At 58.1% G+C, this 15,998-nt stretch carries 13 protein-coding genes; 2 read left to right on the top strand and 11 right to left on the bottom strand.

Going from position 1 to position 15,998, the window contains the following annotated elements; all coding sequences use genetic code 11:
* The 4 genes from trpE to tyrS form a co-directional block, all read right to left on the bottom strand.
* The gene (trpE, locus tag MWU55_RS13430; RefSeq protein ID WP_246936786.1) at positions 1-1,512 is read right to left on the bottom strand and encodes an anthranilate synthase component I; all 1,512 of its coding nucleotides are present in this window, start codon (positions 1,510-1,512) and stop codon (positions 1-3) included.
* Between the two features lie 24 nt (positions 1,513-1,536).
* The gene (locus MWU55_RS13435) at positions 1,537-3,378 is read right to left on the bottom strand and encodes a peptidyl-prolyl cis-trans isomerase (protein ID WP_246936788.1); all 1,842 of its coding nucleotides are present in this window, start codon (positions 3,376-3,378) and stop codon (positions 1,537-1,539) included.
* A 109-nt stretch (positions 3,379-3,487) separates the two neighbouring features.
* Positions 3,488-4,672, bottom strand: a complete 1,185-nt coding sequence (locus MWU55_RS13440; protein WP_246936790.1) for an aminotransferase — start codon at positions 4,670-4,672, stop codon at positions 3,488-3,490.
* A gap of 128 nt (positions 4,673-4,800) precedes the next feature.
* Positions 4,801-6,057, bottom strand: coding sequence for a tyrosine--tRNA ligase (gene tyrS / locus MWU55_RS13445; protein WP_246936792.1), 1,257 nt, complete (start codon positions 6,055-6,057; stop codon positions 4,801-4,803).
* Positions 6,058-6,181: 124 nt separating this feature from the next.
* On the opposite strand from tyrS, the gene MWU55_RS13450 reads away from it, so the two are divergent.
* Positions 6,182-7,261, top strand: coding sequence for an anhydro-N-acetylmuramic acid kinase (locus MWU55_RS13450; RefSeq protein ID WP_246937919.1), 1,080 nt, complete (start codon positions 6,182-6,184; stop codon positions 7,259-7,261).
* Here the strand turns inward: MWU55_RS13450 and MWU55_RS13455 are convergent.
* From MWU55_RS13455 to MWU55_RS13475, 5 genes are all read right to left on the bottom strand, one after another.
* Positions 7,258-7,599, bottom strand: a complete 342-nt coding sequence (locus tag MWU55_RS13455) for a DUF427 domain-containing protein (RefSeq protein ID WP_246936794.1) — start codon at positions 7,597-7,599, stop codon at positions 7,258-7,260. The two genes, MWU55_RS13450 and MWU55_RS13455, sit on opposite strands and share 4 nt — an antisense overlap.
* 61 nt (positions 7,600-7,660) lie before the next feature.
* The gene (locus MWU55_RS13460; protein ID WP_246936796.1) at positions 7,661-9,460 is read right to left on the bottom strand and encodes an aminopeptidase P family protein; all 1,800 of its coding nucleotides are present in this window, start codon (positions 9,458-9,460) and stop codon (positions 7,661-7,663) included.
* 100 nt (positions 9,461-9,560) lie between these two features.
* Positions 9,561-11,435: a cobaltochelatase subunit CobT gene (cobT, locus tag MWU55_RS13465; RefSeq protein WP_246936798.1), complete on the bottom strand. Its 1,875-nt coding sequence runs from the start codon at positions 11,433-11,435 to the stop codon at positions 9,561-9,563.
* A gap of 136 nt (positions 11,436-11,571) precedes the next feature.
* On the bottom strand, positions 11,572-12,558 hold the full coding sequence (gene cobS, locus MWU55_RS13470) for a cobaltochelatase subunit CobS (RefSeq protein ID WP_246936800.1): 987 nt from the start codon (positions 12,556-12,558) through the stop codon (positions 11,572-11,574).
* 210 nt (positions 12,559-12,768) lie between these two features.
* A complete protein-coding gene (locus MWU55_RS13475) occupies positions 12,769-13,395 on the bottom strand; it encodes a DnaJ domain-containing protein (protein ID WP_246936803.1) in 627 nt (208 codons plus the stop codon).
* 76 nt (positions 13,396-13,471) lie between these two features.
* Between MWU55_RS13475 and MWU55_RS13480 the strand changes: the two genes are divergently transcribed.
* Positions 13,472-13,729: a BolA family protein gene (locus MWU55_RS13480; protein ID WP_246936805.1), complete on the top strand. Its 258-nt coding sequence runs from the start codon at positions 13,472-13,474 to the stop codon at positions 13,727-13,729.
* Positions 13,730-13,736: 7 nt separating this feature from the next.
* Here the strand turns inward: MWU55_RS13480 and MWU55_RS13485 are convergent, their stop codons facing one another.
* Both MWU55_RS13485 and MWU55_RS13490 read right to left on the bottom strand, forming a co-directional pair.
* Positions 13,737-14,144, bottom strand: a complete 408-nt coding sequence (locus MWU55_RS13485) for a DUF4177 domain-containing protein (protein WP_246936808.1) — start codon at positions 14,142-14,144, stop codon at positions 13,737-13,739.
* A gap of 101 nt (positions 14,145-14,245) precedes the next feature.
* On the bottom strand, positions 14,246-15,913 hold the full coding sequence (locus MWU55_RS13490) for a U32 family peptidase C-terminal domain-containing protein (protein ID WP_246936811.1): 1,668 nt from the start codon (positions 15,911-15,913) through the stop codon (positions 14,246-14,248).
* Positions 15,914-15,998 lie beyond the last annotated feature (85 nt).

Consider the following 15,998-nt stretch of genomic DNA (forward strand, 5'->3'; position numbering starts at 1 on the left):
CTAATGGTTGCCACGCCCTGTGAACATCGCCGCATCTTCCGCAGCGCGCCGGATGGCTTTGGACTTGTTCACCGTCTCTTCATACTCGGCCTCGGCGTCGCTGTCATAGACAACACCGCCACCGGCCTGAATATACAGCTTCTCGTCTTTCACCACAGCCGTTCGCAGCGCGATGCACATGTCCATGTCACCGCCCGCGCTGAAATAGCCCAGACCGCCGCCATAGACGCCACGCTTCTCGGGCTCCAGTTCGTCAATGATCTCCATCGCGCGCACTTTCGGCGCGCCCGAGACCGTCCCGGCAGGCATGCCCGCCATAAAGGCAGACAGCGCGTCTTGGTCGTCAGCGAGTTCGCCTACCACGTTGGACACGATATGCATCACGTGGCTATAGCGTTCGATGATGAACTCTTCGGTCGGACGTACGGTGCCGATTTTAGACACTTTGCCAGTGTCGTTACGGCCCAGATCCAAAAGCATCAGGTGTTCTGCCAGTTCTTTCTGGTCGGCCAGAAGATCGGCCTCCATCGCCTTGTCTTCCTCGGGCGTTTTGCCGCGCGGGCGGGTGCCTGCGATGGGGCGGATCGTGACCTCTCCATCAAAGACGCGGACAAGGATTTCGGGGCTGGCGCCGACAACCTGAAAACCACCGAAATTGAAATAGAACATGAAGGGCGACGGGTTGGTGCGCCGCAAGCTGCGATAGAGCGCAAATGGCGCAAGCGGGAAGCTTTGCGTCCAGCGCTGGCTGGGGACAACCTGGAAGATGTCGCCTGCGCGGATGTATTCCTTGGCCTTTTCGACCGCCGCCAGATAGTCGGGCTTGGCAAAGTTTGACACAAGCGGCCCAAGTTCCCGCGCTTCGCCCAAATCACGGCTTTCGCCCGGGGGCGCACGGTCCAGATCGCGCAGAGCGTCCATGACCCGCTCGGCGGCCTGTGCGTAGGCCGCTTTGGCGCTAAGGCCAGAGCTGACAAAAGCGGGCGATACTAGCGTGACGTCGCCTTTCACTCCATCCAGAACCGCCACGACCGACGGGCGCATCATCACCGCATCCGGGACCCCCAGAGGGTCCGGGTTCACATTCGGCAGATGTTCGACCAGACGGATCATGTCATAGCCCAGATAGCCAAACAGCCCAGCCGAGGCTTGCGGCAGGTCATCGGGAAGATCAATCGCACTTTCAGCCAAGACAGCGCGCAGGGCATCCAGCGGATCACCGGGCATGTCTTCGAACGCTTCGGCATCAAAACGCGCCATGCGGTTAATGCGGCTCACGTCGCCCCGGCAGTCCCAGATCAGATCCGGCTTCATGCCCACGATCGAATAGCGACCGCGCACTTCGCCTCCGGTGACACTTTCCAGCATGAAACTGTCACGACGAGCTTCCGTCAGCTTCAACATCAGGCTGACCGGAGTGTCCAGATCGGCGGCAAGACGCGTGTAAACCACCTGGTTCTTGCCCGCGTTCCAACCGGCTTCGAACTCTTCAAACGTAGGCGTAAGGGCCATAAGATCTCTTCCCAGAAATGCTGATTACTGGAACTGAGCGTTCACAGCGTTGATCATTGGACGGTTCAGTTCGATCCCCGCCTTGGTCTGAACGGCACGCGAAAAAGCGTTCTCGATGTCAATCGCGATCTCTTGCGCAGTTTGCGTCGCAAAATTCGCCTTGATTGTGGTGGCTTCCTCGCTGTCCTGATCAACAGGAACAATCGCATCCAGACGGACCAAAAGCACACCATCCACCGATGGAACGACTTGCCATGTGCCCTCGGTCATCTCGAACAGCTCAGTCATGAAGGCGGGCGGCGTGCCTTCGATGAAGGCGTCGCGTTCCTGTCCCTCTTCGATCACTTCGGTCAGACCCAAAGATGCAAGGCTTTCTCCACCTTCCAACGAGGGGATCATGCCACGGGCTTGTTCTTCCAGCAGTTCAAGGCGTTTTTCGGCCTGCCAACCGGCAAGAACCGCGTCTGCAACCTCATCTTGGTCCTGTACGCGCGAAGGCTCCAGCGCATCCAGACGCAGGGCAAAGACACCGCCATCCGACATCAAAGTGATCTCTGGGAAGTCACCTTCGCTGGCTGCCGAGGCCGCGTCACGGAAAGCTTCATAGGCCGCGATCCCGTCGCTGCTGTCCGAGGTCCAATCGATGCTGTCCAGCGCCATGTTATGGCTTTCGCTGATTTCTTCCAACGTCGCGCCACCCGCCATAAGGTCATCCAGTTCAGCAACCATGTCACCCACACGACGACGCGCGGCATCTGCGGCCAGTTCAGCATTCAGGCTGTCACGCACATCTTCAAGCGGCGTGCTTTGCGCCGACAGGATGGCGTTCACACGAAACAGGGCAGGGCCAAGATCGGTTGGAAGTGGGCCGACAATACCGGGTTCTTCCAGCGCAAAGATGGCGTCACCCGCCGCGCCAAGCTCGGCCTTGCTGACATCCCCAAGATCAATGTCGGAAAGCTCCAACTGGCGCTCGCCAACCATGTCTTCAAAGCTGGTTTCGCCAGCGGCAATCGCATCGGCGGTGGCTTGCGCTTCGTCTTCAGTGCCAAGCACCAGACGTTCCACCATCCGGCGCTCCGGCTGATTATATTGTTCATTCCGCTCGTCATAAAGCGCCTTGATCTGCGCCTCGTCCACTTTGATCTCACTGACCAAGGACTGCGGGTCCAGCCAAGCATAGGTAATCTTCTTGGTTTCCGGCAGGGTAAACGCCGCAGGGTTCGCGTCGTAATAGGTTGTCAGCTCTTCAGCGGTCGGGGTGGGCAGGGATGCCTCCAAACGCGACACCGGCAGTTCAGCCCAAGTGAAGTTCCGGGCCTCACGCGCAAAACCATAAAGCGTGTCCACATAGGTGTCGTTTGCAGTGATGCCAGTTGCCACGGCGGCCTGCAAAATCTGGCGGCTGACTTCGGCACGCAGCGTTTGTTCAAAGCCTGCTGCGGTCAGTCCGGACTGTTCAAGCGCAAAGCGATAGCTTTCCTTGTTGAACTTGCCGTCTACGCCCGCAAAGGCGGGGATGTCCACAATGCGCGCGCGTAGCTGATCATCACCAACCGATATGCCAAGCCGTGCGGTTTCATCTTCCAAAGCAACGGCTGCAAGGACGCGCGAAAGAACTTGCTGATCCACGCCGAAGGCTTGGGCTTGTTGCATGGTCAGACGCTGTCCAGTTTGTGCTTCAAACGCATTCAGCTCGGACTGCAATTCACGCGAATAGCGGCGCGCGTCGATCTCGGTGTCTCCGACCGTCCCAATTGACCGCGCAGAGCCGCCGAAATTCGTTGAACCGAACCCCACGAGCCCCACCATCACAAGACCCATCAAGATCCAACCGAAGGTACGAGAAGCCTTGCCAGTCGCCATGCTAGAAATCCTTTTGTTGCTTCCCCCATTTCGGGGCGCAAAGAGTTGTCTGAAGGGTTGTAGGTGAGCCTGACGGAATTGCCAAGTCGCGATGCATCGAGAATTCAGGTCAGGTTGGCTGAAGAGCCTTCAATCGGGCAATGAACTCACCGATCCCCGCGCGATCGATGTTGGCGAAAGCAACGCGCATATGCAGTGCCCCAGCCGGATCGTCATGCGGTGTGAACATCGTACCGGGCAAGGCCAGAACCGAGACTTCGTCGACCAGCCAAGGGGCCAATTGATCTGACGTCATGCTGAACGGGTGCTGAACGTAAGCGAAATACGCGCCGCATCCCTTCAGTTTCCAGCCGCGGGCTTCCAATGCCTGAAACCCATCGCGCATGGCTTGCGCACGCGCCAGAATCTCTAACCGTTCGCCTGCCAACCAATCATCCAGATTGCGCAGACCCCAAAGGGCTGCGTGTTGGCCCAACTGGGCAGGGCAGATCGTGACCGTGTCCAGAAACTTCTCAACTTCGGCAAGGCGGGCAGGCGAGGCGACAACGGCCCCCACGCGATGTCCCGTCAGCCGGTATGATTTTGAAAAACTGTAAAGCTGGATCACCGTGTCATCCCAATCCGGGTCCGTGAACAGCTGATGTGGCGCGCCGTCCTGCGAATGGAAGTCGCGATAGGTTTCGTCGATGATCAGCGCGATATTGTGTGCGCGCGCCAAGTCTCGAAACGCGGCGATCAAGTTTGCGGAATACTCAACACCCGTTGGATTGTTCGGGCTGACCAGCACGATGGCCCGTGTGCGCGGTGTGATCAGTGCTTTTGTGTGATCCGGATCGGGCAGAAGATCGTCCCCTGTGGGCAACGGAACCGCGCGAACCCCACCCATGTCGAGCCACATTTTATGATTGAAATACCATGGGGTTGGGACGATCACTTCATCCCCCGCAGCGGCCAAAGTTGCGATGCTTGCCGCAAAGGCCTGATTGCAGCCAGACGTGATGGCCACGTGTTTTGCCGAGACCTGCGCCCCATAATGACGGTTGATGTTAAACGCCAACTTGTCTCGCAGCTCAGGCAAGCCCAAAACGGGCCCGTACAGATGCGCTTCTGGCCGGGACAGAACAACCTCGGCCATGGCTTCGCGCATTGCGTCTGGTGGCGGATCTACCGGGGCTGCCTGTGAGACATTGATCAACGGGCGATCTGACGGAAAGCTCTTGCCTTCGACCCAACGCCGCGCCTCCATCACTGGGGGGGCAGACGTGGCGACAAGTTGTGGGTTGAGCAGCGTCATAGGACCCTCGCAGATGTTTGTTGCGTGACGGTAGCAATGACGTGCGAGTTGAGCAATCGCGGACCTTGCGGTTTGAGCAACAAAAAAGGCGCCCTGCAGGACGCCTTTTCATAAGATATTAGGTCTGCCTAGCCTTCCAAAACCACCAGCGCGTGACGCTTTTTCCCGGCCGATAGTTTCATCGGTTCGGATAGGTCGCCCGCGCCAACCATCATGCCAGTCTCGGTTAGAGCCGCGTCGTTTACCTTGGCGCCGTTCTCGGCAATCAAACGTTTGGCTTCCTTGCCCGATTTCACCAGCCCCGATTTCACGAAAAGCTGGATGATCGATATGCCATCGCCCAGATCACCTGCGCTGAGCGTGACGGTGGGCAGATCATCCCCGGTACCGCCTTTTTCAAACACTTCGCGTGCGGTGGCTTCGGCCGCGGCAGCAGCGTCCGCGCCGTGTGCCAGCGTGGTTACTTCGTTCGCCAAGACGATTTTTGCGTCGTTGATGGCTTGGCCTTCCAAGGCACCAAGGCGGTCGCATTCCTCGACCGGCAGTTCGGTGTAGAGCTTCAGGAAACGCCCAACATCCGCATCCGTGGTGTTGCGCCAGAATTGCCAGAATTCGTAGGGCGACAGCATATCTGCATTCAGCCAGATCGCCCCATTCAGCGATTTGCCCATCTTCTTGCCATCCGATGTGGTCAGCAGCGGCGAGGTCAGCCCGTAGATCTCGCTGTCCAGCACACGCCGCGTCAGGTCGATGCCGTTTACGATGTTGCCCCACTGGTCCGAGCCACCCATCTGCAACAAACAGCCATAGCGGCGGTTCAGCTCAAGGAAATCATAGGCCTGCAGGATCATGTAGTTGAACTCAAGGAAAGACAGGCTCTGTTCACGATCCAGCCGCGACTTCACGCTTTCAAATGACAGCATCCGATTGACCGAGAAATGACGCCCGATGTCGCGCAGGAAATCGAGGTAGTTCAGATCGTCCAGCCATTCGGCATTGTTCAGCATCAGCGCCTTGTTCGGACCTTCGCTGTCGTAATCAATGTAGCTGGCAAACACCTTCTTGATGCCCGCGATGTTGTCGTCAATCTGGTCAGGCGTCAGCAGGGGGCGTTCATCCGCACGAAAGGACGGGTCACCCACCTTTGTGGTGCCGCCGCCCATAAGGGTGATTGGCTGATGGCCGGTCTTTTGCAACCAGCGCAGCATCATGATCTGGATCAGCGATCCGACATGCAAAGACTTGGCCGTGGCGTCAAAGCCGATATAGGCGGGTACGACACCTGCAACCAAAGCTTCGTCCAGCGATTGATAATCGGTGCAATCGGCCAGAAAGCCGCGCTCGATCATCACACGCATGAAGTCGGATTTCGGGTGGTAGGTCATCGTTTTTCAGTCCATCCTGTGAATTGTGGCTTTCCGTATAGACGCGGGGGCCGCAAAGGAAAAGAGCGTGTTGGGGGCAAGTGTGAAACACGAGCTTGAAAACGGCCTGATCTGGGCCCTGGGAATGATGTCGGGCACGTCACTGGATGGGGTGGACGCGGCATTTGTCCAGACCGATGGCGAACAGATCAGTTCGTTCGGACCTCACGGCTATCTTGATTATTCGAATGATCAGCGCGGGATTTTACGCGCGGCCCTTGGGCAGTGGCCAGACGGACCCAAAGTTGCCGCCGCCGCTCAGGTTGGCGAGGCCGCGCATATCGCGCTTGCCCGTCAGTTGATGTCTGAACAAACACCAGCGCTTGTGGGATTTCACGGCCAAACGCTGGCCCATGATCCCAAAAACCACCGCACCCATCAAACGGGTGACGGGCAGGTGCTTGCCGATGCATTGGACGTGCCGGTTGTCTGGGATTTTCGTAGTCAGGATGTTGCTGAAGGTGGCGAAGGCGCGCCGCTGGCCCCATTTTTCCACCACGCTTGCGCGCGTTTCATTGGGGCAGAGGGGCCGCTTGCGTTCCTAAATCTTGGCGGCGTGGGCAATGTCACATGGGTTGATCCTGGCATCGCCGCACCCGAAGCGCCGAACGCCTGCCTTGCCTTCGACACCGGCCCTGCCAATGCCCCGATCAATGACCTGATGCTGGCCCGACGCGGGGAAGCATTGGATCAAGGCGGCGCTTTGGCTTTAAGCGGCAAGGCAGACGAGCGCCTTGTACTGAGCTTTCTGGAGCATCCCTATTTCAAACGCGTGCCGCCCAAATCCTTAGATCGGGATCAGTTCCCGAATTTGTCCGCCACTGTAGTGGCTCTGTCGGACGCAGATGCGGTGCGCACGCTGGTCGCGTGCGCGGCCGAGGCTGTCGCGCAAGCCATGATCCATTGCCCAAGTCGCCCAGAACGGATCTTGGTGACCGGGGGCGGGCGCAAGAACGTAGCACTGATGCAAGAGCTCTCAGCCCGCCTTTCCCTGCCAGTTCAGGATATTGATGAAACAGGGTTGGATGGCGATATGCTTGAGGCGCAAGCCTTTGCCTATCTGGCCGTGCGCGTGGCGCGCGGGTTGCCGACCTCATCCCCGACAACAACCGGGGTTGAGCGTCCGACTTGCGGGGGCAGAACCGCATATCCGACCCGCGCTTAGGTGCGGGCCACAGTCGCCTTATCAGCATAAAACGCCAGATACCCTTTGATCTGCTCAAGGTCTTCGATCGGCGCATCATAGGACCACGCCGCATCCTCGATCACAGTGGATTTCGTCTGGATCGAGAAATGCTTGGCCTCGCCTTTATAAGGGCAGGTTGTCACCGTCGCGCTGTCATCCAAGAAAGCCATCGCGATGTCAGCACGCGGAAAATAGATCACCGGGGGAAGATTGCCCTCGCGCAGCTCAAGCGCATTGCGGCTTTCACCGATCACAGCGCCCCCGGCACGCACGGTCCATTTGCCTTCTGCGGCGCGTATTGTGATGTTCTCGGACATGGTTTTCCTTCCCGGGGCGATTTTGACGGCAGACTAACAGATCTTCTGTGAAAAGCGCGTGTCAAATAGGCGCACAGGCTGTTTGAAGCCATTGCGACGCAGCGTCAGTCACGTGATCTTTCAACATTTCCAGTGTCTTGGCGTGATAGGCGTTCAGCCAATCACGCTCATCCCCAGACAGCATATCTGTCACGATCAAAGTCGTGTCGATGGGCACATAGGTGAGTGTTTCAAAGTTCAACATGTCGCGTTCACCATCGCCGCCCGCAGGCGTTTCCGCCTCTTGCACCACCACAAGGTTCTCAAGGCGAATGCCGAAAGAGCCGTTGCGATAATAGCCGGGTTCGTTTGATAGGATCATGCCGGGCAGAAGCTCGATATCTGAGATGTGGTTGAACCGCGCAGGGCCTTCGTGCACGGACAGATAGGCCCCAACACCGTGACCGGTTCCATGGTTGAAATCCTGATGTGCGGCCCAAAGGGGATAGCGTGCAATTGGGTCAAGATCGCGGCCCGTGCGTCCGCGTGGAAAGTATGTCCGGGACAGGGCTATCATGCCCTGCAGAACACGGGTAAAGCAGCGCTTTTCGTCTTCGCCAACGTCCCCCACGCGCAAAGTCCGTGTGATGTCGGTTGTGCCGTCGCGATACTGGCCACCGCTGTCCAAAACCACCAAGTTGCCGTCTTCAAGCTGCCGGTTGGTGCCCTTGGTCACGCGGTAATGCATGATTGCGCCATTGGGACCTGCGCCCGCGATGGTCTCGAACGAGATATCCATCAGCGCGTTTGAAGCACGGCGTTTTTCCTCAAGCCGTGTGACCAGATCAATCTCGGTCAGCGCGTTCTTGTCGCTAGCGTTGAACCAAGCCAGGAACTCGACCACAGCGGCAGCGTCGCGCAAATGGGCCTGCCGCGCGCCTTTCAATTCGGTGGGGTTCTTTTGCGCCTTTGGCAAAATGGCAGGATCATCGGCCCAATCGATTTGGATCTTCCGATCCGTCAGGATTTGCCAGATCGCAAAAGGTGCCGTTGCACGATCAACCCGCACAGGGCCTTCCAGTTTGGCCAGTGCCGCCGATAACGCGCCGATGGGCTGGAGATCGATGTCGGCATCAAACTTGACCTCAACCGCGCGGCCCTCGGTTGCAAAAAACTGGACCGAGGCATCGTCATTCAAGATCGCAAACCCCTGCACAACCGGGATGCAGGGAATGTCGTTTCCACGAATGTTCAAAAGCCAAGCTATGCTATCAGATAAAGTCAGAACGGCAGATTTCTGCCCTTTGGCCAACAGCTCATCCGCCAACTCTCCACGCTTTGCCAAACTGGATTGCCCTGCATATTCAAGCGGTTGCTCGATGACCTTGCCGCTAGGTGGGGCAGGGCGGTCCTCCCAGATTTGGTCGACCAGATTGTCCGTGGGCACCAGAGCAACCTGGGTGCCTTCCAGAGCTTTCTCGATTTTCTCAATCTCGGATTTCGTATGAAGCCACGGATCAAAGCCGATCCGGGCCTTTTGCCCTTCAAGATGATCGCGCAGCCAGTCACCGGGCTGCACCTCGGGCCAATCAACCGGGGTGAACGCATCCATATCCGCCTGTTCGCGCACCTGTACGCGATAGCGACCGTCCACGAAAATCCCGGCGACGTCCTTTAATGCGATGCAGAATCCAGCCGACCCGGTAAACCCCGTCACCCAAGCCAGTCGCGCATCGCAGGCTGCCACATATTCCCCCTGATGGGCGTCAGCGCGTGGCACGATGAAGCCATCCACCCCCTTCAGTCCCATTGCCCTGCGCAGACGGTCCAAACGGGCGGGGCCACGGGTCGGGTCAGCGGTGTTGGTGAAGGTCTGGAACATCAGGATCTCCAAAGTCGGGTGGTAAAAAGAGGACACGCCCGCGAAAGGCGGGCGCGTGTTGCGGGCAACATGCCGTGAAACGGGCGCGGTGAAAAGGGGGTCAGATGGCTTTCTTGATCCCCATAACCCGCGCGCGGGCGCGTGGATCGCTGTCAAAGAGCGCGGCCAGCTGTTCGGTCATCGCACCCGCCAGCTGTTCAACATCGGTGATCGTCACAGCGCGGTCGTAATAGCGGGTCACATCATGGCCGATCCCGATGGCCAGAAGCTCTACCTGCTTTCGCTTTTCGACCATATCGATCACGTCGCGCAGGTGTTTTTCCAGATAATTCGCGGGGTTAACAGACAAAGTTGAATCGTCCACCGGCGCGCCATCGGAAATCACCATCAGGATTTTGCGCTGCTCGGGCCGCGCTGTGATCCGGCGGTGTGCCCATTCCAGCGCCTCACCGTCGATGTTTTCTTTCAGAAGGCCTTCTTTCATCATCAAGCCAAGATTGTCCCGCGTGCGGCGCATCGGGGCATCGGCTTTCTTATAGATGATGTGGCGCAGATCGTTCAGGCGGCCGGGTTGCTGCGGCCGTCCCTCGGACAGCCATTTTTCGCGGGCCAATCCGCCTTTCCATGCGCGGGTAGTGAAGCCCAAGACTTCGACCTTCACCTGACAGCGTTCCAGCGTGCGCGAGAGCACATCGGCACAAATCGCGGCGATCGAGATTGGACGACCACGCATAGAGCCTGAATTGTCCAGAAGCAGCGTCACAACAGTGTCGCGGAATTCGGTGTCTTTTTCTTGCTTGAAGGACAGAGGCGTCGTGGGGTTCGCCACCACACGTGCCAGACGGCCTGCATCCAGAATGCCTTCTTCCAGATCAAACAGCCACGAGCGGTTCTGCTGGGCCTGCAATCGACGTTGCAACTTATTGGCCAAACGGCTGACGGCACCTTTCAGGGGCTCCAACTGTTGGTCCAGATAAGCACGCAGGCGCTCCAGCTCAGCAGGTTCCGCCAAGTCTTCGGCCATGACCTCTTCATCATGCTCGTTCAAATAAACGAGGTAATCCGGGTCCGCGTCTGACGCAGGCTGAGGGGCAGGTGGCTCGATCGGCGCATCTGCGTCGGGCATCTCTGCCTCTTCGCCCACCTCATCCTCGGCCATGTCATCAATGGTGACCTGAGCCTCGGACGGGTCCATCTGCTCGTCTTGCGAGCGTTCGGGATCGGCTTCGGCCTCGTCTTCGTCCGGCGATTGTTCCGAGTTCGGATCGTCCTGTGCCTCGTCGTCTTCGGGCTGGGCCTCGTCCTCGGTCTCGTCATCCTCGGCGTCGGGGTCATCGCCCAGTTGATCGCCATAGCCCAGATCTTCGATGATCTGGCGGGCGAAACGGGAAAACGCCTGCTGGTCTGCCAGGGCCGAGGTTAGATCATCCAGATGCTCGCCACATTGCGCTTCGATGAAGTCGCGCCAAAGGCCCATCACGTTGTCGGCGGCAGGGGGCAGATCACGCCCCGTCGCCAGATGGCGCATCAAATACCCGGCCGCAACGGGCAGGGGGGCGTCGGATGCGGCGGTGATCTGGTCATAGCCCAGCCGGTCGGCTTCGCTTCCGATTTTAGCGTCGATATTGCCTGCCGTGCCCGGCATGTCACGCGCACCCAGCGCCTCGCACCGCGCGGTTTCCATCGCTTCATAGATGTCACGCGCCATGTTGCCCGCAGGGGCGTATTTCGCGTGCATTGCATCATCGTGATACCGCAGCTTCATAGCATAGGCATCCGCCGTGCCCCGCGCCAACAGCACCTCGTCACGGGTCATGCGCCGCGTGACCTGAGGCAGGCGCATCGCGTCGCGGCTGACGCCCGAGGGATCCACCGTAAAGCTGACCGACAGCTCTGGCTCGTCGGCAAGCGTCTTCGTCGCCTCAGCCAGCGCTTTCTTGAACGGATCAGCAGGGTTGTCGGTGGGTTTTTTCATGATCAATCCCGAAGCAAAAGATCGGAGAGGGCTGTGATGCCCCGCGGGGTGGCGCTATTGCGCCGCCCCATGGGGGCGGGTCGGCGCAGCCCGGCTAAGCCGGGCAAAGAGTAGCCTGATATGAGACAGACTTGCTTCACCCCAAGCTCATGCTCACCGCGCTTTCCGGCAGTTCCTCATCAAAGCAGCGCTGATAGAACTCGGCCACGATCTGGCGCTCTAGCTCGTCACATTTGTTCAGGAAGGACAGACGGAACGCATAGCCGACCGAGCGGAAGATGGATGCGTTTTGCGCCCAGTTGATCACGGTCCGCGGGCTCATCACTGTCGACAGATCGCCGTTCATAAAGGCCGTGCGGGTCAGGTCCGCAACGGTGACCATCTGGCTGACGGTCTGGCGGCCGGTTTCGGTGTTCAGAAACGGGTTTTTCGCCAGCACGATGTTGGTCTCTGCATCGTGGCTCAGATAGTTCAGCGTGGCGACCAGCGACCAGCGGTCCATCTGCGCTTGGTTGATCTGTTGTACGCCGTGGTAAAGCCCGGTCGTGTCGCCCAGACCCACGGTGTTTGCTGTGGCAAACAGGCGGAAGGACGGGTGGGGGGTGATTACCTCGTTTTGGTCCAGAAGGGTCAGCTTGCCGTCATGCTCCAACACACGTTGGATAACGAACATCACGTCTGCGCGGCCAGCATCGTATTCGTCGAACACAATCGCGGTCGGATTGCGCAGAGCCCAAGGCAGGATACCTTCCTGAAACTCGGTGACCTGCATGCCGTCTTTCAGCTTGATCGCGTCCTTACCAATCAGGTCGATCCGGCTGATGTGACTGTCTAGGTTCACACGCACGGCGGGCCAGTTCAGACGGGCCGCAACTTGTTCGATATGGGTCGATTTCCCTGTACCGTGATAGCCTTGGATCATCACGCGGCGGTTGTGCGAGAAACCGGCCAGAATTGCCAGCGTTGTGTCCGGATCAAACTTATAGGTGCTGTCGATTTCAGGCACGCGGCTTGTGCGGTCGGCAAAGCCCTTGACCTTCATGTCGCTGTCGATGCCGAAAACCTCGCGAACCGAGATGTCCTCGGTCGGTTTCGCGTTCATATCCAGATTGCCGTCTGCCATTTGGGTGATCCTTCTGTCACGCGCCGCATTGCGCGCTTATTGCACGTTGTTTCGCCCGTGATGCCCCATGATGCGCGGTCGTGCAAGGGGAAGGGATTGGAAAAGGTGACGCTGGGCAAGGCTGGCCTTAATGACGTTGCGTGTCTGGTCTGAAAACGAAACAGGGTGCCGAAAAGGGCACCCTGCAATTCTGATAGAAAACAGCCAGCTTTACTTGAAACTGCGGCTTTCCTTGATCTGATCCCAAGCCCAGCGAACTTCCTGCAACTGATCCTCTTGGCTGCGGTCGCCACCGTTCATGTCCGGGTGCAGAACCTTGATCAGCTTCTTGTAGGATTTGCGGATCTCGGCCTTGGTCCAGTGATCCTTGGCTTCCAGAATATCGATGGCGCGGCGCTCTGTGGGGGGCAGTTTACGGGTGCCGGTGATCGACTTGCCGGGGTTCTGCGTGGCGTTCGCGCCCAGAACCTGATGGGGATCATCCACGCCCAGACGCGCCCAGGCACGCTGTTCGTCCTTGGTGCCCATGGGTTTGGTCTCGCGCTCCCACACGCGGTCCTTTTCCATCTGCTCGTCCATCTCTTCTTCGGTCGCACCGTCGAAGAAATTCCACTTCAGATTATACTCGCGCACATGGTCTTTGCAGAACCATTTGAACTCGTCCAAATGATCGGGCGAGCGGGGCGCACGGTATTGGCCCGCTTCCTGGCATCCGGGATGCTCACACACGCGTTTCGAGGTTTCGAACGCACCAGACATGCCACGCTTGCCACGCGGATTGCGTTTTTTGGCCGCTGAGACCGACATGTCAAAACCAAAGGGATCATCGTTGGACATCGTAATCTTCTCTTTTCGACTCGGACCCGAGAGTTTACTGCTTTTTCACCGGGTTTGAAGAGGGTAGTGCGAAGAAATGGACCGAAAAAGCCGAATTCATCAGGCGCTTCAAGACGCGTTTTCCCCCGAACAGCTTGAAGTTATTGACGAAAGTGAGCAGCATATCGGCCACGCCGGGTATCAAGAAGGAGGCGAAAGTCATTTTCGCGTCAGCATCCGTGCGCCGCTTTTTGCCGAGATGTCGCGCATCGCGCGCCACCGCGCCGTTCACAAAGCTTTAGGCGCTGACCTCGTGGCCGAGATCCACGCCTTAGCGCTTGAAATATCGGGATAAGACCGGCTTACGGATCGTGGCGTTCAATGCTGGGTGCCGTGTCGGCAGCCTCATTCGCATCGGTTGCGGAAGGCAGGCTCGGTGCAAAGTTCTCTTCCGCGGCCTCAACAGTCTCGTCCACTTCAGCCAGCGCAGCGATCGCTGCAAACTCAGCATCGGCTTCCTGATCTGCTGACATGTCTTTGATCGCGCGGCGAAACACCAGCATGTTCTGATAAACAGTGGTGCGCCCGGTCAGGCCTGAACGTTCTTCACTGGGCAGCGTATCCGTGCGCAGGTATTCCCACCCATCCTCGGCGGCTTCGTTCAGCACTTCCTGCATCGCAAGAGCAAAGCGTGCCTCAGTTCCTTTAACTCCGCGGGCTTTCTTGCCTTTGCGGGGGGCGGGGATCACCTGATATTCGTAGCTCGTCATGTGCTGACCTTTTCATGAAGTCCGGTAGTGGGCGGTCTTAACTTGTTTCGTTCATTTGTCCAAGAGGGCGATCCGCAAGCGGCGGATTGCCCCGGTTGGCTTCAACTGGCCAACTTTGGCGGGGCAACTTGTTTCAGTTCGTTCGCCTCGGCGCGGCTGAGTTGCTCACCCTGCTTACGTTTCAACAGAACCTCGCGAGCTCGGGCGTATTCGTCGCCTTGCCAGAAGATCAGACAACCATTGCAGCCCTTGCCACAGCATCCATCGGTGCCAACGCGATTGGTTTTCAGGCGTGTCTCACGCCCATCTTCCGCGATGGCATCGGCCAGCTCGTCCCGGCGCTTTTCATAGGCTTTCGGGTTTTCTTTCCCGGACACCTCAAGCCCTTGTGTCAGCTTGTCAAAGCGGATGCGTTTCCATTGCTCATCGGTCAGCGCCTTTTCCTTGCGCATGACGGTGAAGGCGGGGAAGCGGGCTTTCAGTTCGTCCAGATCTTCGTGATCAAACAGAGCGAAGGGCACGCGAATGGTGGTCTTGGTGCCGCCTTGGACAACCTCTTTCACATCACCCGTTTCTGCGTCTTCAAAGTCATACATACGCAACAGAACGGTTTCGCGCGCGATGGGAGAGATGAATTCCAACACCTCGCCGGCCTCAAGCTTGTTCTTCACTTCGATCAGGAATGCGTCTTCCGTCACCTCACGCACCACGCCCGCATATTCCCACTGCGCAAGCGACGCTGTGTGCTCGTAATCATGGGCGTAGTTGGTCAGGCGACCCTCGTGGAAGGCGAGCGTGTAGCCGCGGTTCCCCACGGCCTCCAGCTCGCGCATATAGGGCTTCGGATCCCAGTTTTCGGGGTCTTCGTAGTAGTCATCAATGGCCATGCGATAGGCGCGGGCAACGATGGCGCAGTAGTATTCTGACTTTCCGCGCCCTTCGACCTTCAGGCTGTCGACGCCGATCTTCAGGTATTCATCCAGCTTCGGCATGATGCACAGATCGCGCGAGTTCAGGATGTAAGAACCACGTCCGTCTTCCTCGATCGGCATGAATTCCCCGGGGCGGCAGCCTTCTTCCAGCAGGAATTCAAACAGGTCTGCGTTTTCTTCGGTGATGTTCAAGTCTTCAATGGTGCCGTCTTTCAAGCGCATGCGCACACCATAGTTCCAGCGGCACGAGTTCGCGCAGTTGCCTTGGTTCGCCCCTCGTTCCGCCATGAAATTCGACAACAGGCAGCGGCCCGAATAGGTCATGCACATGGCACCGTGGACGAAGGCCTCAAGCTTTACATCCGGGCACTCTTCGCGAATTTCAACAAGTTCTGGGTACGAGACCTCGCGCGCCAGAACCACCAGTTCCGCGCCCTGATCTTCCCAGAATTTCACCGACAACCACGAGCATACATTGGCCTGTGTCGAGATGTGCAAAGGCAGCTCGGGCGCGTGGGTGCGCACATATTGGAACACTCCCGGGTCGGCGATGATCAACCCATCGGGTTTCACCTTGCGAACGGTCTGAATGTATTCATCCAGCTTCGGAATGTCTTTATTGTGGCTGAACAGGTTCAACGTCAAATAGGCGCGGCGACCATGGGCGTGGCAGAACTCCACCCCCTCAATCACATCCTCAAGCGAGAATTGCGATTTCGTGCGCAGCGACATATCGGGCGTGCCCAGATAGACCGCATCCGCGCCGTAAAGCACAGCCATTTTCAGCTTTCGCAGGTTGCCCGCAGGCATCAGAAGTTCAGAGCGTCGTTCAGTCATATCATCACCCGTTGTTCGCGCAGTCGGTTGATTTGAAGAAATGGCAAAGGCCCCGATATGGGGCCTTCGTCTCGAATTATTGTTT

Source organism: Aliiroseovarius sp. F20344 (assembly GCF_023016155.1).
Lineage (GTDB): Bacteria > Pseudomonadota > Alphaproteobacteria > Rhodobacterales > Rhodobacteraceae > Aliiroseovarius.